We start from the raw sequence: 18,556 nt of genomic DNA, 5'->3' as shown, positions 1-18,556 counted from the left end.
GGGCGGGGGTGCGTGGGTTGCGCGGATCAGGCCGAAGGTGGCGGCACGTAGCCGGCGGCGGCGTCGGCGCCTTCGCCGAAGAAGTGCTTTTCCATTTGGCGCGCGAGGTACTGGCGGGCGCGCGCATCGGCCAGGTTCAGGCGGTTTTCGTTCAGCAGCATGGTCTGGTGCTTGAGCCAGGCGGCCCAGGCTTCCTTGCTCACGCTTTCATAGATGCGTTTGCCCAGCTCGCCAGGGTAGGGCGGAAAGTCCAGGCCTTCGGCCTCTTTGCCGAGCTTGATGCAGTTGACGGTGCGTGCCATGGGGGTGTCCTTGGTGTGGGTCAGATGATTTGGTTATAACGAATGGAAGAATTTATTCGTTCCAGTGTCTTGCGAAGGCCGGCATGATGCGGCTTCGTGCGGCAGAAGGCGACTGTAGCAACCTTTGATCGACCGCAAAGTCATCAGGGCTGCAGTCTGCATGATCTCTGGTGCGCAAGTCCATGGTGGCCTTGTTGCCACGACGCCTTTTTACAATAGACATCTTCGCCTTCACAGGACCCCTCATGAGTGCATTTCAGGAAGAGCGCGTGCTCAGCGTTCACCATTGGACCGACCGGCTGTTCAGCTTCACCACCACGCGCGACGCGTCGCTGCGGTTTTCCAATGGCCACTTCACCATGATCGGCCTGCGTGTTGATGGCAAGCCGTTGCTGCGTGCCTACAGCATCGTCAGCCCCAACTACGCCGATCACCTCGAGTTCCTGAGCATCAAGGTGCCCGACGGTCCGCTGACCTCGCGACTGCAACACATCCAGGTGGGCGACACCATCATCGTGGGCCGCAAGCCCACCGGTACCCTGCTGATCGACTACCTGCTGCCCGGCAAGCGCCTGTACCTGCTGGCCACCGGCACCGGGCTGGCACCGTTCCTCAGCGTCATCCGCGATCCGGAGACCTACGAGCGCTACGAGCAGGTGGTGCTGATCCATGGCGTGCGCCAGGTCAAGGAACTGGCCTACCGCGAGTACCTCAGCGATGCGCTGCGCCACGACGAATTCCTGGGTGAGATGGTGCAGCAGAAGCTGCTGTACTACCCCACGGTCACCCGCGAGCCCTTCGTGCATCAGGGCCGCATCCCGCAACTGCTGGCCGAAGGCCGGGTCGCCAAGGACCTGGGCATCCCCATGCTGAACCCGGCGGAAGACCGGATCATGATCTGCGGCAGCCCCGAGATGCTGCGTGATCTCAAGGCGCTGGCTGAAAAGCTGGGCTTCGAAGAAGGCAACACCAGCCGGCCGGGCGCTTTCGTGATCGAGCGTGCGTTCGCAGGAACTTGAGCGGTCTGTGAGCGCTCTGTTCCGAAGCACCGTTCAACCACAGGGTCTCCCTTGATCACCACCATCCCGACCGCCCGGCCTTCCTTTCTCGAACGCAACCCCCGCCAGCTTCTGGGCCTGATTGCTCTGGTGTGCATCGGCATGCTGGCTTTTGGCCTCTACCTGCAGCACGTGGTGGGTCTTGAGCCATGCCCGATGTGCATCGTGCAGCGCTACGCGCTGATCGGGGTGGCGCTGGTGGCCGGGGTCACGGCGTTTCTTCGCAGCCGCTTCTGGCTGCTGGGCGGCATCATCAAGATGGGTGTGCTCGCCGTTTTCGGGGCGTTCGTGGCTGCTCGCCAGAGCTGGCTGCAATGGAATCCGCCGGAGGTCCTGAGCTGCGGACGCGACTTCTTCGGAATGATCGAGTCGTTTCCGCTGCGCCGCGCCATTCCCATGATCTTCCGCGGCAGTGGCGACTGCTCGGTGATCGACTGGACCTTTCTGGGCTTGTCGATCGCCAACTGGTCGTTCCTCAGCTTCACCGCGATTGCACTGGCGGCAGTCGTGCTCTGGGTCAAGCGCACCCCCGCCTGAAGGTGGCGCGCTGGGGTTCAGCCCAGCTTCTTCACCAGCACCTGGCTCTTTCGATCCCAGTTGTACTTTCGCTTGCGGGCCTCGGGCAGCCAGTCCGCGTTGACCTGCACGAAGCCGCGTTTGATGAACCAGTGCATGGTGCGCGTGGTGAGCACGAAGATGCTCTGCAGGCCTTGGGCCTTGGCCCTCACCTCGATGCGTTTGAGCAGCCGTTCACCGTCGCCCTGGCTCTGCGTATCGGGTGACACAGTGAGGGCGGCCATCTCGCCGGTGCGCGCTTCCGGGTAGGGGTAGAGCGCGGCGCAGCCGAAGATCACGCCGTCGTGCTCGATGATGGTGTAGTTGCCGGCGTCGCGTTCGATCTCGGTGCGGTCGCGCTTGACCAGTGTGCCGTCCTTCTCGAACGGCTCGATCAGTGCCACGATGCCGCTCACGTCGTCCATGGTGGCTTCGCGCACGCTCTCCAGCTTTTCGTCCACGATCATGGTGCCGATGCCGTCGTGGGTGTAGATCTCCAGCAGCAGTGCGCCATCCACAGAGAACGGCAGGATGTGGCTGCGCTCCACGCCGCCTTCGCAGGCGCGGATGCAGTGCTGCAGGTAGAACGCGGTGTCGGTCGGTTGCGTGGGTGCGGGCAGGGCGGCCAGCATCTTCTTCGCGTCGGCCAGCGGCAGTTCGGTGTCGATGTCGCTTTCCGGGTCGGCCTGGTCGACGCGAATGCCGGGCACCTCGGTCAGGAACATCAGCTTGTCGGCCTGCAGCGCCACGGCCACCGAGGTCGCCACGTCTTCCATGGTCAGGTTGAAGGCCTCACCGGTGGGCGAGAAACCGAAGGGCGAGAGCAACACCATGGCGCCCATGTCGAGCGTGCGCTGGATGCCCTCGGTGTCGATCTTGCGCACCAGACCCGAGTGCAGGAAATCCACCCCGTCCATCAGGCCCACGGGCCGCGCGGTGATGAAGTTGCCCGAGATCACGCGCACGGTGGCGCCGGCCATGGGCGTGTTGGGCAGGCCCTGACTGAAGGCCGCCTCGATCTCGTAGCGCAGCTGGCCGGCGGCTTCCTGCGCGCAGTCCAGCGCCACCTCGTCGGTGATGCGCATGCCATGCGAGTACTTCGCCTCATGGCCTTTCAGTCGCAGTTGTTCGTTGACCTGCGGGCGAAAACCGTGCACCAGCACGATCTCCACGCCCATGCTCTGGATCAGCGCGAGGTCTTGCGCCAGCTTCTCCAGCTTGCCGGCCGCGATGGCTTCGCCCGCGATGCCGACCACGATGGTGTTGCCCCGGTGCTTGTGGATGTAGGGCGCGACCGAACGGAACCAGGGAACGAAGGTGAAGTTGAAGACAGTGGACATGGGGCGGATGGCGGGCAGGCGGTGGGCCGGGCGCGGATAATGGCCGGCTGCCCGATTCTGACCGAAGTTCTCCACTTGTCCTCCACACCGCTGCACATCGAATTCCCGGAGACGCTGCCCGTCTCGGCCCGCCGCCACGAGATCGAGGAGGCCATGCGGGAGCACCAGGTGGTCATCGTGTGCGGTGAAACCGGCTCCGGCAAGACCACGCAGATTCCGAAGATTGCGCTGGCCATGGGCAGAGGCAAGTGCAACGCCAAACCCGGGCAACGCGGCCAGATGATCGGCCACACGCAGCCGCGGCGCATCGCCGCTTCCAGTGTGGCCAAGCGCATTGCCGAAGAATTGAAGACCCCGCTGGGCGACGTGGTCGGCTTCAAGGTGCGCTTTCAGGACCGGCTCTCGAAGGACGCGTCCGTCAAGCTCATGACCGATGGCATTTTGCTGGCCGAGACACAGACCGATCCCGACCTGCGCGCCTACGACACCATCATCATCGACGAGGCACACGAGCGCAGCCTCAACATCGACTTCCTGCTCGGTTACCTGCGCCAGCTGCTGCCGCGCCGACCCGACCTCAAGGTGGTCGTGACCTCGGCCACGATCGACGCCGACCGCTTCGCGCAGTATTTCGCGTCGAAGAAGGGCCCCGCGCCGGTGCTCATGGTGTCGGGGCGCACCTTTCCGGTGGAAGTGCGCTGGCGTCCGTTCGAAGAGAGCCGCGACTACGACCTCAACAGCGCCATCACCGATGCGGTGGATGAACTGTGGCGCGGTCCCCAGGGGGGCGACATCCTGGTGTTCCTGCCCGGTGAGCGCGAGATCCGTGAGGCGGCCGACCACCTGCGCAAGCACCTGAGCCACATCCCCACGCTGCGCAACGCCGAGGTGCTGCCGCTGTTTGCGCGCCTGTCGCAGGCCGAGCAGGACCGCATCTTCCAGGACCACAGCGGGCGGCGCATCGTGCTCTCCACCAACGTGGCCGAGACCTCGCTCACCGTGCCCGGCATCCGCTACGTGGTCGACGCCGGCAACGCGCGGGTGAAGCGCTACAGCTTCCGCCAAAAGGTGGAGCAGCTCATGGTGGAGCCCATCAGCCAGGCCGCGGCCAACCAGCGCGCCGGGCGCTGCGGCCGCGTGGCCGACGGCATCTGCATCCGCCTGTACGACGAGGCCGGTTTCAACGGCCGCCCGAAATTCACCGACCCCGAGATCCTGCGCAGCTCGCTCGCCGGCGTGATCTTGCGCATGAAGGCGCTGCGCCTGGGCGCGGTGGAAGACTTCGCCTTCATCGAAGCACCGCAGAAACGTGCCATCGTCGATGGCTATCAGCTGTTGGCCGAACTCGGTGCGGTGGACGACGACAACGAACTCACACCCATCGGCCAGACACTCTCGCGCCTGCCGCTGGACCCGCGCGTGGGACGCATGATCCTGGAGGCGCAGCAGCGCGGCGCGCTCGACGAGGTGATGGTGATCGCCTCGGCCCTGAGCGTGCAGGACGTGCGCGACCGACCGCTGGACAAGCAGGCCCAGGCCGACCAGGCGCATGCCAAGTTCGACGACGAGAAGAGCGAATTCAGCGGCACGCTCAAGCTCTGGAAATGGCTTGAAGACACGAAAGGCGGCCATGGCAAGGACCACAAGCTCAGCCACCGTCAGTACGAGAACCTGCTGCGCGAGAACTTCGTCAACGTGCGCCGGGTGCGTGAATGGCGCGACATCCATACCCAGCTGCACACCGTGGTGGCCGAGCACAAGTGGCAGATCAACACCCAGCCCGCGAGCTACGAGCAGCTGCACCTGGCCATGCTGGCCGGCCTGCTGGGCAACGTGGGCCAGAAGAGCGAGGCGGAAGACTGGTACCTGGGCGCGCGCGGCATCAAGTTCTACCGCCACCCGGGCGCTAACCTGAGCAAGAAGCCCGGGCGCTGGATTGTCTGTGCCGAGCTGGTGGAGACCACCCGCCTGTTTGGCCGTGGCATCGCCGGCATCGAGCCGCTGTGGCTGGAGCAAGTGGGCTCGCACCTGCTCAAAAAGCAGCTGCTCGATCCGCATTGGGAAAAGAAGTCGGCCCAGGTGACGGCGCTGGAGCGTGCCACGCTCTACGGCCTGGTGGTCTACAACAACCGGCGCACCGACTACGGCCGCGTGGACCCGGTGGGCGCACGGGCGATCTTCATTCGCGAAGCGCTCGTGGCGGGCGAATGGGAGACGCGTCTGCCGTTCCTGGCCGCCAACCAGAAGCTGGTGCAGCAGGTGACCGAGCTGGAACACAAGTCGCGCCGGCAGGACGTGCTGGTCGACGACGAGCTGATCTACGCCTTCTACGACCAGCAGTTGCCCGCGCACATCTGCAACGGTGCAAGCTTCGAGCGCTGGTACCAGGACGAGGTGCGGCGCAACCCCAAACTGCTGCTGCTCACGCGCGAAGAGCTCATGCGCCACGAGGCTGCGGGCATCACCACGCAGGCATTTCCCAAGACCCTGCGCCTGGGCGGCGTGGACTGCGCCTGCGACTACCTGCACGTGCCGGGCGACCCACGCGATGGCCTGTCGGTGACGCTGCCGATCTTTGCGCTGAACCAGGCCAGCGACGACCGCTGCGACTGGCTGGTGCCCGGCATGCTCAAGGACAAGCTGCTGGCGCTGCTCAAGACGCTGCACCAGCGTCCGCGCTCGCGCCTGGTGCCCTTGCCGGCCACGGCCGAACGCTTTGCACAGACGCTGTGCGAACCGGCGGTGTTTGGCGCGGGCAACCTGATGGACGCACTGCTCAAACTCGTGCGCGAAGCCACGCAGCTCGACATCCAGCGCAACGACATCAAGGTCGACATGCTCAGCCCACACCACTTCATGCACCTGCGTGTGGTGGACGAACACGGCCGTCAACTGGGCCAGGGCCGCAGTCTGGCCGCGCTCAAGGCCGAGCTGGGCAGCCAGGCGCGCGGTGCTTTCCAGGCGCTGGCTTCCATCAAACTGGACAGTCTGCGCCCGGCTGCGCCTGTTCAGGAGCAGCGACCTGCCGCGCAGTTGGCCAAAGCTGCAGGCAAAGCAGCACCCGCCACGCCTGCGGTGAGCGCGGCACAACGCCACACCACCTGGGACTTCGGCGAACTGCCCGAGCTGATGGAGATCCGCAAAGGCCAGCAATCGTTGATCGGTTTTCCCGCGCTCATCGACGACGGTGATGCGGTCCGGCTGGAGGTGTTCGACGAGCCGGACGTGGCCAAGGTCCGACACCGTGAGGGCCTGCGCCGCCTGTGTGCGCTGCAGATCCGCGACGCGCTCAAGTATCTGGAGAAGAACCTGCCCGGCCTGCAGACCATGGCCGCAGCCTACATGCAGGTGGGCAAGGAGTCGGGCGGCGGTGGCACGCTGGAAGAACTGCGCACGCAGATCCTGGAACTGGCGCTGGACCGCGCCTTCCTGGCCGAGCCCCTGCCCACCAACGAGGCGGCCTTCAAGCAGCGTGTGGAAGAAGGAAGAGGGCGCCTCACGCTGATTGCCAGCGAAATCGCGCGCAGCGCCGGCGCCATCCTCACCGAATACGCCGCCGCCGCGCGCAAGCTCAAGGACAGCAAACCACCCGCCGATGTGGCCACCGATGTGGGGCAGCAGTTGGCTCGGCTGGTGCCCAAGCGCTTCCTGTTGCTCACCCCCTACGCTCAGCTGCAGCACCTGCCGCGCTACCTGAAGGCGGTGCAGCTGCGGCTGGACAAGCTGCGGGCCGACCCGGCGCGCGACGCTTCAAGGCTGGCCGAGTTGCGCCCGCAAGACCAGCGCTTCTGGCGCCTGGTGGCCGAGCGCAAGGGTGTGCAGGACGCGCGCCTGCAGGAACTGCGCTGGCTGCTGGAGGAATTGCGGGTGAGCTTCTTCGCGCAGGAGCTGCGCACGCCACAGCCGGTCAGCGTGAAACGGCTGGACAAGGCCTGGGCGCAAATCAATCTGTGAGTGGCTCTGCGCCCAGCGCGCGGTGGGCACAGGCAAAAAACCGCTTGTCCCCCTGGTCGACTGGGGCATGTGCGCCTTGGTTGACACCATGGTCGCCGATGCGTTTCACTGCGGAGCAGGCCACGGTCGTGGTCGCTGTTTCACCGCACTGGGGGTCTACCGATGGATCGTCGTGAATTCGTGGAAAGTTGCGCGCTGGGCGCGGGTTCGTTGGCCGCAGCGCTGTCCGGCACGGCCTGGGCGGCCGACACCAAGCCCCGCAGCTACGGCCGCGTGCTGTTGATGGACGAACACGGCCGGCCGCTCAAGGCCGCCAGCTTGCGCGCTCAGACCAACTACGTGTTTCACTATCCCTTCGAGGCCACGCCCGTCTTTTTGCTCGACCTGGGCAAGCCGGCCACAGCAACCCGGCTCGTCACGCGCGAGAAGCAGACCTACCAGTGGCCCGGCGGCGTCGGCCCACAGCGCAGCCTGGTGGCGTTCTCGGCCATCTGCGCGCACAAGCTGGTCTACCCCACGAAAGAGCTGAGCTTCATCAGCTTTCGCAAGGGCGCGGCGGTGAATCCACAGACGCCGAGCAAGGGCAACGATCTGATCCATTGCTGCGCCGATCACAGCCAGTACGACCCGGCGCGCGGCGCCCAGGTTCTCGATGGACCGGCCGAGCAGCCGCTGTGCGCGGTGCTGATCGAACACGACGTGACGACCGATCAGCTGACGGCCACCGGCACATTGGGCGGTGAATTGTTCGACGACTTCTTCAAGAAGTACGAAATGAAGCTGAGTCTGGAAGTGGGGCCGAACGCCAAACAGACGGTGGCGCGGCAAAGCACGGTGCGCGAACTCGACCGATACTGCCGCAACCCTGTTCGCTGTTGATTTTTTCGCTGGGGGGTTCCGGTCATCGGCGGCCATGGGGCACGGCTCCGCGAATGTCCCCCGGGGCCTTTGGCTCCTCCTCCTTGATTTCGCTGCCCCGTGCGCTCACGAGCCCGCGAGGGTGCAGGCGAGAAACAAACCCAGGCCGGGCAATCAGAGCCGCGACAACCGCTTCAACGCTTCGCGCAAAGTGTCGTCCTTCTTCGCGAAGCAGAACCGCACCACCCGTTGATCAAACCCGTCGCCGTAGAAGGCAGACAAAGGAATGGCGGCCACGCCGATCTCGCGTGTGAGCCATTGGCAGAAGTCGCCTTCGGGCAGGTTGCGCTCGGGCACGGCCAGGTTGGAAATGTCGACGCACTGAAAATACGTGCCTTCGCCCGCGAGCATGCGAAAGCGCGTGGCACCCAGGCCTTCGCGGAACAGGTCGCGTTTGCGCTGGTAGAACGCGCTCAGTTCGAGGTACGGCGCGGGGTCGGCCATGTAGGTGGCCAGGGCGTGCTGCATCGGCGTGTTCACCGTGAACACGTTGAACTGGTGCACCTTGCGGAACTCGGCCGTGAGCGCAGCGGGCGCCACCACGGTGCCCACTTTCCAGCCGGTCACGTGGTAGGTCTTACCGAAGCTGCTCACGATGAAGGCGCGCGCGGCCAGGCCGGGGAAGCGTGCGGCGCTCTGGTGGTGCTGACCGTCGAACACCATGTGCTCGTAGACCTCGTCGCTGATCAACAGCGCATCGGTGGGGTCCAACAGGTCTTGCAGGCGCTGCATGTCGGCCGCGCTCCATACGGTGCCGCTGGGGTTGTGTGGGCTGTTGATGACGATGGCGCGCGTGCGCGGCGTCATGGCTGCGGCAATGCGGTCGAAGTCGGGGCGGAAGCTGCCGGGGGTGAGCGGCACGCGCACCGGTACGCCGCCGGCCAGCTCGATGTTGGGCACGTAGCTGTCGTAGCAGGGCTCCAGCACGATCACCTCGTCGCCGGGGTGCACCACGGCGAGCAGGGCGGTCAGGATGGCCTGTGTGGCACCGGCGGTCACGGTGATCTCGGTGGTCGGGTCGCAGCTCAGGCCGTACAGCGCCTGCATCTTGGTCGCCATGGCCTGGCGCAGCGACGGCACGCCCGGCATGGGCGGGTACTGGTTGTGGCCGGCCTGCATCGCCCGCGTCGCAGCGTCGACCAAGGCAGGGTCGCAATCGAAATCCGGAAATCCTTGGCCCAGATTGACCGCCTTGTGTTCGGCCGCCAATGCAGACATGACGGTGAAGATGGTCGTGCCCACGTTGGGCAGGCGGGAGGTGAGAGTGGGTGTGCGGGGTGGATTCGGGCTCATGAAATCACAGCTGGTAGTCGTCAGGGGTGCCGCTCATCGCGCGCATGATCTGGTCGCGCGTGAGGCGTTCGCTCAGCAGCTCGGCGAAGCGCAGCACGAAGTGGCGCAGGTAGGTGCCGCGCTTGAAGGCCACGCGCGCCAGGTTGTGACCAAACAGGTCGGCCGCGGGGCGGGACACCAGGTCGGGCGTCTGGTTGTCACCCGCCATGGCCATCTCGGCCACGATGCCCACGCCCATGCCCAGCTTCACGTAGGTCTTGATCACGTCGGAATCGATCGCTTCCAGCACGATGTTGGGCTGCAAATGGCGCAGTGCGAACGCCTGGTCGATGCGGGTGCGGCCGGTGTAGCTCGGGTGGTAGGTGATCAGGGGCACCTGGGCCAGGTCTTCGTGCGTGATGCGTTCGCGCTCCAGCAGGGGATGATCGAACGGGAACACCAGCACGTGCTGCCATTCGTAGCAGGGCAGGGTGACGAGTTCGGGGTAATTGACCAGCGACTCGGTGGCCATGCCGATCTCGGCGACCTCTTCCATCAGCATCTTGGCCACCTGGTCGGGCGAGCCCTGGTGCAGGCTGATGCCGACCTTGGGATAGGCTTGGCGCAATGCGGCCACCGGCCCGGGAAGCACGTAGCGGGCCTGGGTGTGGGTGGTGGCAATGGAGAGCGTGCCGCTGTCCTGGGCCGAATACTGCTCGCCGATGCGCTTGAGGTTGTTGACCTCGCGCAGGATGATCTCGATGCTCTTGAGCACCTGCACGCCGGGTTCGGTCACGCGCTTGATGCGCTTGCCGTGGCGCGCAAAGATTTCAATCCCGAGCTCGTCTTCGAGTTCGATGATGGCCTTGGACACGCCGGGCTGCGAGGTGTGCAAGGCCTTGGCCGCTTCGGTCAGATTCAGGTTGCGGCGCACGGCTTCCTGGACGAAGCGGAACTGGTGCAGGTTCATGGCGCGCTCTCCATTGAGTTCTCCAGCGCGATCTGCGCGAGCAATGCGGTCAGCCGGGGATCTTCGCCCGCAGTGGGAAGTTGCTCGAACCGCACCCGCGGATGGGCTTCATGGAGTTCGCGCATCAGTTGGGGCAGGTCTTCGCGCGCGTGTTTGCCCATGCCGAAAAACAGCGGCAGCACCCGCACACAGGTGGCGCCGGCCTCGATCATTCGGCGTGCCGCAGAGGCCATGTCGGGCTCGCACAGTTCCAGGTAGGCGCAAGACACGGCGGCAGTGGGGTCGGTGCGCGCGATCTGCTGCGCCACCGCCTCCACCGGCAGGCGCCACAACGGGTCGCGCGACCCATGGGCAAACACGATCACACCGAGCATGGACACGCTACCTTCGCAAGACGAGCCAGCCAAACGCGGCCAACGAAAACACCGAATAGATCAGCGCGGGTGAGGCCGCCGCCAGCCAGGGCTGCCACTGGTTGAGGTTGCCGATGTAGCCGAACACGTTGTTGAGAAGGAAGAAGCTGATGCCGATCATCACGCCACCAAACACATAGGCGGTGATGCTGCCCGAGCGGAAATGCAGGTAAGCGAAGGGCAGGGCGAGCACCACCATGACCAGGCAGCTGAGCGGGTAGAACACCTTGCGCCAGAACTCGATCTCGTAGCGCTGTGCGGTCTGCCCGTTGGCCTGCAGGTGGCGGATGTAGCCGAACAGGTCGGCCGTGCGCATGGTTTCGGGCTTGAGCAAGGCCACCGACACCATCTCGCTGTTGATCCCGCTGGGCCAGCGGAAGGTCTCCAGCTCGCTGCGCACGATGCGGGCCGACGCCTTGCCGGCGGTGTCGAATTCGCGCCGCTGAACCTGGCGCAGGGTCCACGAGTCGTCTGCCTCGATCTGGCCGGTGGCGGCCGTGAGTGTGGAGACCAGTGAACCCTGGTTGTTGAACTCGAAGATCCGCACGTTGCCCAGCCCACCCTGAGAGGACATCGAGCCGACGTTGACCGAGAAGTTGCTGTAGGGCTGGCGCTCCTTGAGCCATGCGCCGGTCTGGCCGACGCTGATGTTGCCCTGGTAGCGCGCCTTGAGGAGTTGGGCCGTACGGTCCGAGAGGGGGGCCACGTAGTCGCCCAGCGCAAAGGTGAGCACCACGAACACGGCGCCCAGGCCCAGCAACGTGCGCAGTGCGCGCCAGGGCCCCAGCCCGCTGGTGCGCAGGATCGTGTATTCGGATCCCTGCGCCAGCCGCGCCAGCACGAACACCGCACCGATCAGCACCGAGATCGGCAGCAGTTCGTAGATGCGGTTGGGCATGAGCAGGCCCACATACAACAGGGCATGGGGCACTTCGTATATCAGCGTGGAATCCAGCGCCGACGGTTTGCCCAGCGCAGGCAGCTCGTCCACAAAGTCGAAGAAGAAGAACAGCGACAGGAAGGCGAGCAGCACGAAGCCCACGGCCAGGAAGATTTCGCCGTAGATCAGACGTCGAATCGTCTTCATGCAGCGGCCCCTTGTTCCGCTGCGCTGGCGTTGCGACGGCTGTTGAGCCAGCTGCGCATGCTCACGTTGTAGTGCCGCTTGATCAACCAGAGCACGGTCAGCACGAACACCCCTCCGTGCAGCAACAGCATGAAGCCGCCCAGCCCCACCAGCCCGCCGGCCACCCAGCTTTGGCCGAGGTTGAGCAGGTTGTAATAGAACACGAACGAAAACAGCGTGAAGAACAGGTTGCCGCCACGGCCGGCGCGCGGATTGCCCGTGGTGGTGGCCAAGGCAATCAGCACGAAGTTGAGCGCGGTGAGCGCCATGCCGATGCGCCAGCCCAACTCACCGAGGTTGGCGCGGTCGGGCTCGGTGATGAGCAGCAGCGTGCTGCGCGACTTGAGCGCCTGTGCGCCTCCTTCAGCGATCGAGCTGGATCCGATCTGCGTGCCGTAGCTCTCGAATTCGCTGACCTTCAAACCGCTCCCGTCGGCGGCCGTCTCCAGCCGCTGGCCGTTGTTGAGCATGAGGAACTGCTGGTCGTTGATCCATTCGATCCGCCCTGAGCGTGCGGACGTGACCGTTTCGCGGCCGTCGTCCTCGGTGCTTGAGATGAAGATGTTGCGGCCTTCGGTTCCACCAGCCGTGTCCTTGTCGATGAAGAAGACGCGACGTCCGCTCGACGACTCCTGAAACTGGCCGGGCGCCACCCGCTCGAGATCGCCGCGTCGCTCGAACCGGCTGCGCAGGTTGTCGGTTTGCTGGTTGGCCCAGGGCCAGACGAAGAACACCATCAGCGTGATGACCACCAGAATCGGCCAGGAGAAGCGCAACACCGGCCCGAGAAAGCCCCCGAGCGAGCGCCCGCTGGAGAACCAGATGATCATTTCGCTGTCGCGGTACATGCGCGAGAGCGTGAAGACGATGGCCACGAACAAGGCCAGCGTGAGGATGGTGGGCATGCGGCCGATGACGGTGTAGCCGAGCACCAAGGCGATCTCTTGCGGGTTCACGCTGCCCCGCGAAGCCAGGCCCAGCGTGCGGATCAGCAGCATCGTCAACACGATGGTGAACAGCACCACCAAGGTGGCCCCGAAGCTGCGCGCCAGCTCTTTGCGGATGGAAGAATGGAATAACATCGATTCACAACAGGAAACCACAATTATGGACTTCGAACTCAAATCCCTCAGCGCTGCACAAGTGGCCCAACTGCCCGTCGACGCGCTGCTGGTGCTGGTGCCCGACACGACCCCGACGACGAAGTCCGCCGACCAGGCATTGACCTGTCTGGTGGCGCGGGCCGTCGAGCTCAAGGACCTTGAAAACGGCGTGGCCAAGCTGCTGGCCTGCTACCGGCCGGAAGGGTTCAAGGCCTCGCGCGTGACCCTGGTGCGGGTGGGCGATGGATCGGCCGCCTCGGTACGCAAGGCTGTTGCCGCCGGCATGGGCTCGCTCAAACAACCCGGTATTCAGAAGCTCGGGCTGGTGTTCAGCCTGATGGAAGCCACCGAGGACGGCGTGCGCGCTGCCATGCAGGCCTGTGCCGACGCCACCTACTGCTACACCACCACCAAGCCCAGCGCCAAAGCGCGCACCGTCAAGCAAGTGGTGGTGGGCGTGGCGAAGGCGGGGGATGTGCTGCGTGGCTTTGAGGTGGGCAAGGCCCAGGTGGTGGGTGTGGAGTTCGCCAAGGAATGGGCGAACCGGCCTGCCAACCACGCGACCCCCACCATGCTGGGCGAAGCGGCGCGCAAGCTCGGCCGCAAGCCCGGCATGAAGACCGACGTGCTGGGCCCCAAACAGGTGGAGGCGCTGGGCATGGGTTCTTTCCTGTCGGTCGCGCGCGGCTCGGTGGAGCCGCTGCGCTTCATCGTCATGCATTACAACGGCGGCGCCAAGGACAGCGCGCCGGTGGTGCTGGTGGGCAAGGGCATCACGTTCGACACCGGTGGCATCTCCATCAAGCCAGCCGCCGAGATGGACGAGATGAAGTTCGACATGGGTGGCGCTGCCAGCGTGCTCGGGACCTTTGCGGCTTTGGCCGAGCTCAGGCCGGCCATCAACGTGGTGGGCCTCATTCCCAGTTGCGAGAACATGCCCGACGGCCAGGCCGTCAAACCCGGGGATGTGGTCACCAGCATGAGCGGGCAGACCATCGAGATCCTGAACACCGACGCCGAGGGCCGCCTGATTCTGTGCGACGCGCTGACCTACGCCGCGCGCTTCAAGCCCCGCAGCGTGATCGACATTGCCACCCTCACCGGCGCCTGCGTGATCGCTCTGGGTGGTGTGCGCTCCGGGCTGTTCTCGGCCCGTGACGACCTCGCCCAGGCGCTGGCCAGCGCGGGCGAGAAGTCGCTCGACCTGTGCTGGCGCATGCCGCTGGACGACGAGTACGCCGAAGGCCTCAAGTCGAACTTTGCCGACATGGGCAACGTGGCCGGTCGCGCCGGCGGCGCCATCACCGCAGCCAAGTTCCTGCAGAAGTTCGCCACCGAACTGCCGTGGGCCCACCTCGACATCGCCGGTACCGCCTGGAAGAGTGGCGCGGCCAAGGGTTCCACCGGCCGGCCCGTGCCGCTGCTGCTGCAATACCTGCTGGATCAGGCGAACGTACCCCACAAGGCAGCGCCTTCGGCCAAGCCGGCCCGTCGCGCCGCCAAAGCCTGAGGCCGGTTTGCCCGAAGTCGCCTTCCACTTCAACGCGCCTGATCGGCTGGGGTATGCCTGCCGGCTGTTGCGCAAGGCCTACTTGCGCAAGGCCCGCCTGTTTGTTTGGGTGTCAGAGGGCGATCTGACCCGACTCGATGCTGCGCTGTGGACCATGGGCTCGGGCGAATTCGTCCCGCATTGCCGCGCCGATGACGCCGACCTGCTGAAAAGCCGCTCACCCATCCAACTGGGCCATCGGCTGCCCGATGAGCGCGGGGCCTTCATTCTGGTGAACTTGCGCCACGACATGCCCGATGATCCGGCCGCCTTCAGCCGGATCATCGAGGTCGTGACGCTCGACGAGGCCGATCGCGCACCCGCTCGCGAGCGCTGGCGCCAGTACAAGGCGCTCGGGCTGGAGCCTTTGCGGCACGATCTTCAGCTGGCACCGTCGGACTGAGCGCAGTTCGACAAGGCGGCTTCCCGGCGGGACATGATCCCTGCTAATGCGTCATTCATCGCGATGATGTCGTCTGGGAAAACCCTCGATAGCGCTTTCGCCTTGTCATGCATGTGAAATTCACGGCATTTTTAGAGTATCTTTGTGCGCGTGATGGCAAAAGTTCCCATCGCTTAACTTTTTCAATCCTTTTCGAGGAAAACCATGCAACTGAACCTGAAACTGGCCGTTCTTGCTGCGGCCGTCGCCCTTGCCGCTTGCGGCAAAAAAGAAGAAGCCGCGCCGGTCGCAGCACCTGCGGCGGCTCCTGCACCTGCAGCCCAGGTCATCAAGATTGGTCACGTCGGACCCACCAGTGGTGCGATTGCCCACCTCGGCAAGGACAACGAAAACGGCGCCAAGATGGCGATTGAAGAACTCAACGCGGCTGGTCTGACCATCGCTGGCGCTCCAGTCACCTTCGAATTGCTGGCTGAAGACGATGCTGCCGATCCCAAGCAGGGCACCGCAGCCGCCACCAAGCTGGTGGATGCCAAGGTTGCTGGCGTGATCGGTCACCTGAACTCCGGTACCACCATTCCCGCTTCGCAGATTTACAACGACGCTGGCATTCCCCAGATTTCCCCATCGGCCACCAACCCCAAGTACACCCGCCAGGGTTACGCCGGCGTGTTCCGCATGGTGGCTGACGACGTGCACCTCGGTGGCACGCTGGGCAAGTACGCCGTGGAAACGCTCAAGGCCAAGACCGTGGCCGTGATCGACGACCGCACGGCCTACGGCCAGGGCGTGGCTGACGAGTTCGAAAAAGGTGTGGCCGCTGCTGGCGGTACCGTGGTGGGCCGTGAGTTCACCAACGACAAAGCCACCGACTTCAACGCCATCCTGACCACCCTGAAGGCCAAGAAGCCTGACGTCGTGTTCTTCGGCGGCATGGACGCCGTGGCCGGCCCGATGCTCAAGCAGATGAAGCAACTCGGCATCAACGCCAAGTTCATGGGCGGCGACGGCATCTGCTCCAGCGAGCTGCCCAAGCTGGCCGCCGACGGCATGGCCGACGAGCAGGTGTACTGCGCCGAAGCCGGTGGTGTTGAAGGCGAGCAGAAAGAAGGCATGGACAAGTTCCGCGCCGACTTCAAGGCCAAGTTCGGTGCCGACGTTCAGGTGTACGCACCTTACGTGTACGACGCTGTCAAAGTCATGGCCAACGCCATGGTGACCGCTGGCTCCGCAGACCCCAAGGTCTACCTGCCCGCACTCAAGGCCACCAACTACAAAGGCGTGACAGGCAACATCGCGTTTGACGAAAAAGGCGACATCAAGAACGGCGCCCTGACGCTCATGACCTACAAGGGCGGCGTTCGCACCACCCTGGCCGTGATCCGCTGATCCAGCGCTCCGGTTCTTTTGAAAAAGCCACCTTCGGGTGGCTTTTTCCTTTTTTGGGGGTGTCGAGTCGCCGCTTGATCTGGAAAGGCAGTCTGAACCTGACGTCGCGCCGATGTCCTACATCACCGGCACCTCGATGCGGCTATCGTGAAGGGCAATACACCCACGGAGATCCACATGGACAACATCTACGAAGCCCTGAGGGAGAGTCACGAGGTTCAGCGCAAGCTGTGTCGGCAACTGGTTCGCATCAGACCTGAAGATCCGCGTGCACAGGAAACCTACAAGGCGCTGCGCATCGAATTGGCTGCCCACGCTGCTGCGGAAGAGCGATTCCTGTATGCCCCCATCCTGCTGGACGACCTGGGCCTCAAGCCATCGCGGCACGCCTTGTCCGAGCACCACGAGATCGACGAGTGCGTCGAAGCGTTGGGCGAAGCGCACGAAGACCCGAAGGCTTGGCCCGAGCTGGCCAGGAAGCTGTCACACGAAGTGCACCACCACCTCAAGGAAGAGGAGACCAAGTTCTTCCAGCTGTCCGGGAAAATCCTGAGCGATGCGCAGAAGAGCAGCTTGGCTGGCAAGTACCGGCGAGACCTCAAGCGCATGCGGACCGTGCTCGCGGGATGACGGCGGATGCGAGAGGTGCAGAAATGAAAAACGGGCCGTGAGGCCCGTTTTTGCTTGATCCCTGGCGGAGAGGGCGGGATTCGAACCCGCGGTGGGTATTAGCCCACACACGCTTTCCAGGCGTGCGACTTAAACCGCTCATCCACCTCTCCGCGAAGCCCACGATTGTAGCAGCCTCGCTGGCTGGCTCAGGCGGTCGGGCTGCCGTCGGCCGTCTTGTGCCAGGCATGTTGTTGCAGCACTTCAAGCTTCACGTATTGCAAGGTGGCGGCGTTGGTGCTCTCCAGCACCACGGGCGGGGCGGCGCCTGCCTGCAGCGCTTCCTGCCAGCGCTGTACGCAAACGCACCATCGGTCGCCGGGTTTGAGGCCGGCGAAGCGCCACTCCGGCCGAGGCGTGCTGAGGTCGTTGCCCCGCTCGCGCGAAAACGCCAGAAATGGCTCGGTGACGCGTGCGCACACCACATGGGTGCCTTGATCGTCGGGGCCGGTCTCGCAGCAACCGTCCCGGTAGAACCCGGTGAGTGGGTCGTAGGAGCAGGGCAGCAGTTCGCCACCGAGAACGTTGCGTGCGAGGGTCATGGTGGTCTCGACAAGGGCGGAGGGTCAGTTGGTCTTGGTGGCGCCGACCATCTTCATGGCCGAGGCGATCAGGGCAGAGACCTCGGTCATGTTGCTGGGCACGATCAGGGTGGTGGTGGCGTCGGCGGCGACCTTGCTGTAGGCGTCCACGGCGCGCTCGGCGACCTTCAGCTGCACGGCTTCCTGTCCACCGGGCTGACGGATCGCGTCTGCCACCTTGCGAATGGCCTCGGCGGTGGCTTCGGCCACGGCGAGGATGGCTGAGGCTTCGCCCTGCGCGTTGTTGATTTCGGCCTGCTTCTCACCCTCGGAGCGGGCAATGAAGGCTTCGCGTTCGCCGGTGGCGATGTTGATCTGCTCCTGGCGGCGGCCTTCGGAGGCGGCGATGAGAGCGCGCTTCTCACGTTCGGCGGTGATCTGGGCCTGCATGGCCAGCAGGATTTCCTTGGGTGGCGTGAGGTCCTTGATTTCGTAACGCAGCACCTTCACACCCCAGTTCAGCGCGGCTTCGTCGATGGCGTGTACCACCTGGGCGTTGATGATGTCGCGTTCTTCGAAGGTCTTGTCCAGCTCCAGCTTGCCGATGACAGAGCGCAGCGAGGTCTGGGCGAGCTGGGTCACGGCCACGATGTAGTTGGACGAGCCGTAGCTGGCACGCATGGGGTCGGTGACCTGGAAATACAGGATGCCGTCGACCTGCAACTGGGTGTTGTCGCGCGTGATGCAGACCTGGCTGGGGACGTCGAGCGGGATTTCCTTCAGGCTGTGCTTGTAGGCCACCTTGTCGATGAAGGGGATCAGAAAGTTCAGGCCCGGAGCGAGCGACGAGTTGTATTTTCCCAGGCGTTCCACCACCCAGGCGTTTTGCTGCGGCACCACCTTGATGGAGCGCGTGATGAAGATGGCAGCGACGATGATCAACAGGATGGCGATTTCCATGGCGGGGTGGTTCTCAGGAAAGTTGGAAGAGGGTGAGGTTAGCGCAAGGGCATG

At 64.6% G+C, this 18,556-nt stretch carries 17 protein-coding genes and 1 tRNA gene; 8 read left to right on the top strand and 10 right to left on the bottom strand.

What is annotated here, in order from left to right:
* Positions 1-26: 26 nt before the first annotated feature.
* Positions 27-302 (bottom strand): oxidative damage protection protein, encoded by a 276-nt coding sequence (locus V6M63_RS06300; protein ID WP_056274624.1) that lies wholly within the window; start codon positions 300-302, stop codon positions 27-29.
* Between the two features lie 245 nt (positions 303-547).
* On the opposite strand from V6M63_RS06300, the gene V6M63_RS06295 reads away from it, so the two are divergent.
* Together V6M63_RS06295 and V6M63_RS06290 are read left to right on the top strand one after the other, a co-directional pair.
* Positions 548-1,321: a ferredoxin--NADP reductase gene (locus tag V6M63_RS06295; RefSeq protein WP_056274622.1), complete on the top strand. Its 774-nt coding sequence runs from the start codon at positions 548-550 to the stop codon at positions 1,319-1,321.
* Between the two features lie 51 nt (positions 1,322-1,372).
* The gene (locus V6M63_RS06290) at positions 1,373-1,897 is read left to right on the top strand and encodes a disulfide bond formation protein B (RefSeq protein ID WP_332740578.1); all 525 of its coding nucleotides are present in this window, start codon (positions 1,373-1,375) and stop codon (positions 1,895-1,897) included.
* A 17-nt stretch (positions 1,898-1,914) separates the two neighbouring features.
* Here V6M63_RS06290 and argA read toward each other — a convergent pair whose 3' ends face one another.
* Positions 1,915-3,255 (bottom strand): amino-acid N-acetyltransferase, encoded by a 1,341-nt coding sequence (gene argA, locus V6M63_RS06285; RefSeq protein WP_332740576.1) that lies wholly within the window; start codon positions 3,253-3,255, stop codon positions 1,915-1,917.
* Between the two features lie 75 nt (positions 3,256-3,330).
* Here argA and hrpA point away from each other — a divergent pair, with 75 nt between their 5' ends.
* Positions 3,331-7,209 (top strand): ATP-dependent RNA helicase HrpA, encoded by a 3,879-nt coding sequence (gene hrpA / locus V6M63_RS06280; protein ID WP_442909552.1) that lies wholly within the window; start codon positions 3,331-3,333, stop codon positions 7,207-7,209.
* Positions 7,210-7,371: 162 nt separating this feature from the next.
* Positions 7,372-8,088 (top strand): (2Fe-2S)-binding protein, encoded by a 717-nt coding sequence (locus V6M63_RS06275; protein ID WP_332740572.1) that lies wholly within the window; start codon positions 7,372-7,374, stop codon positions 8,086-8,088.
* Between the two features lie 153 nt (positions 8,089-8,241).
* On the opposite strand, the gene V6M63_RS06270 is transcribed toward V6M63_RS06275, so the two are convergent.
* Genes V6M63_RS06270 through lptF form a run of 5 tightly spaced genes read right to left on the bottom strand, consistent with a single transcriptional unit; the run spans position 8,242 to position 12,990 of the window.
* Positions 8,242-9,420, bottom strand: a complete 1,179-nt coding sequence (locus V6M63_RS06270; protein ID WP_332740570.1) for a pyridoxal phosphate-dependent aminotransferase — start codon at positions 9,418-9,420, stop codon at positions 8,242-8,244.
* Positions 9,421-9,424: 4 nt separating this feature from the next.
* Entirely contained in the window at positions 9,425-10,369 is a 945-nt protein-coding gene (locus V6M63_RS06265; RefSeq protein ID WP_056274611.1) for a CysB family HTH-type transcriptional regulator, read from the bottom strand.
* Complete coding sequence (locus V6M63_RS06260) at positions 10,366-10,743, bottom strand: sirohydrochlorin chelatase (RefSeq protein WP_332740567.1); 378 nt, start codon at positions 10,741-10,743, stop codon at positions 10,366-10,368. The genes V6M63_RS06265 and V6M63_RS06260 overlap by 4 nt, the downstream gene beginning before the upstream one ends.
* A 7-nt stretch (positions 10,744-10,750) precedes the next feature.
* Complete coding sequence (lptG, locus tag V6M63_RS06255; RefSeq protein WP_332740565.1) at positions 10,751-11,869, bottom strand: LPS export ABC transporter permease LptG; 1,119 nt, start codon at positions 11,867-11,869, stop codon at positions 10,751-10,753.
* The gene (gene lptF / locus V6M63_RS06250; RefSeq protein ID WP_332740563.1) at positions 11,866-12,990 is read right to left on the bottom strand and encodes an LPS export ABC transporter permease LptF; all 1,125 of its coding nucleotides are present in this window, start codon (positions 12,988-12,990) and stop codon (positions 11,866-11,868) included. The genes lptG and lptF overlap by 4 nt, the downstream gene beginning before the upstream one ends.
* Positions 12,991-13,015: 25 nt before the next feature.
* On the opposite strand from lptF, the gene V6M63_RS06245 reads away from it, so the two are divergent.
* The 4 genes from V6M63_RS06245 to V6M63_RS06230 all read left to right on the top strand — a co-directional run bounded on the left by V6M63_RS06245 (position 13,016) and on the right by V6M63_RS06230 (position 16,982).
* A complete protein-coding gene (locus V6M63_RS06245; protein ID WP_332740561.1) occupies positions 13,016-14,521 on the top strand; it encodes a leucyl aminopeptidase in 1,506 nt (501 codons plus the stop codon).
* Between the two features lie 7 nt (positions 14,522-14,528).
* Positions 14,529-14,963: a DNA polymerase III subunit chi gene (locus V6M63_RS06240; RefSeq protein ID WP_332740559.1), complete on the top strand. Its 435-nt coding sequence runs from the start codon at positions 14,529-14,531 to the stop codon at positions 14,961-14,963.
* Positions 14,964-15,167: 204 nt separating this feature from the next.
* Positions 15,168-16,352 (top strand): branched-chain amino acid ABC transporter substrate-binding protein, encoded by a 1,185-nt coding sequence (locus V6M63_RS06235; protein ID WP_332740557.1) that lies wholly within the window; start codon positions 15,168-15,170, stop codon positions 16,350-16,352.
* Between the two features lie 177 nt (positions 16,353-16,529).
* Positions 16,530-16,982: a hemerythrin domain-containing protein gene (locus V6M63_RS06230; protein ID WP_332740555.1), complete on the top strand. Its 453-nt coding sequence runs from the start codon at positions 16,530-16,532 to the stop codon at positions 16,980-16,982.
* Between the two features lie 62 nt (positions 16,983-17,044).
* On the opposite strand, the gene V6M63_RS06225 is transcribed toward V6M63_RS06230, so the two are convergent.
* The 3 genes from V6M63_RS06225 to V6M63_RS06215 form a co-directional block, all read right to left on the bottom strand.
* Positions 17,045-17,134, bottom strand: a tRNA-Ser gene (locus tag V6M63_RS06225).
* A gap of 36 nt (positions 17,135-17,170) precedes the next feature.
* Entirely contained in the window at positions 17,171-17,563 is a 393-nt protein-coding gene (locus V6M63_RS06220; RefSeq protein WP_332740553.1) for a DUF2237 family protein, read from the bottom strand.
* Between the two features lie 24 nt (positions 17,564-17,587).
* Complete coding sequence (locus V6M63_RS06215) at positions 17,588-18,502, bottom strand: SPFH domain-containing protein (RefSeq protein ID WP_332740551.1); 915 nt, start codon at positions 18,500-18,502, stop codon at positions 17,588-17,590.
* Between the last annotated feature and the right edge of the window lie 54 nt (positions 18,503-18,556).

Source organism: Hydrogenophaga sp., assembly GCF_036675665.1.
GTDB lineage: Bacteria > Pseudomonadota > Gammaproteobacteria > Burkholderiales > Burkholderiaceae_C > Hydrogenophaga.
The sequence above is the reverse complement of the archived record's forward strand: the minus strand, read 5'-3'. Positions and strand labels throughout refer to the sequence as shown.